This window comes from Gluconobacter sp. P1D12_c, from assembly GCF_018812105.1.
Classification (GTDB): domain Bacteria; phylum Pseudomonadota; class Alphaproteobacteria; order Acetobacterales; family Acetobacteraceae; genus Gluconobacter; species Gluconobacter oxydans_A.
Genome location: NZ_JACSIQ010000832.1, coordinates 1 through 366, shown reverse-complemented (window position 1 = coordinate 366; position 366 = coordinate 1). Strand labels below are relative to the sequence as shown.

Genomic DNA, 366 nt, shown 5'->3' with positions numbered 1-366 from the left:
TCTCTAAACGATTGCTTATAGGCTTCATTTTGTTCCTTTGGAGATAACCCATCCGCCTTGGCCTTCTGCTTTGCACTATCCCCAGGATGTAAGCTGATCGCCTTCAAATCATCAGGAACGATGAAAGCATGAAGATGAGGAAAAGCCTCATCATCATGCCTGATGACTGTCTTCAACTGGTCCCCATACGTGTCCTGCAACCACTTGACCGACCGAGCTTGCCAACGCTTACAATCGGCATCCATCTCACCTGGCCAAGACAGAACAATGCACGCCATAGTATTTTGAGTGCTTCTGATTTTCCTGCTCTTGCCATTCTTCTGAACATCAACAGCACCATCGCAAGCCTGCTCATGCTCACGCTCA

At 48.1% G+C, this 366-nt stretch carries 1 protein-coding gene; it reads right to left on the bottom strand.

The features are described 5' to 3' along the window. On the bottom strand, positions 1-366 hold a 366-nt coding region (locus tag KP705_RS19415), incomplete at both ends, for a plasmid recombination protein (protein ID WP_215765495.1).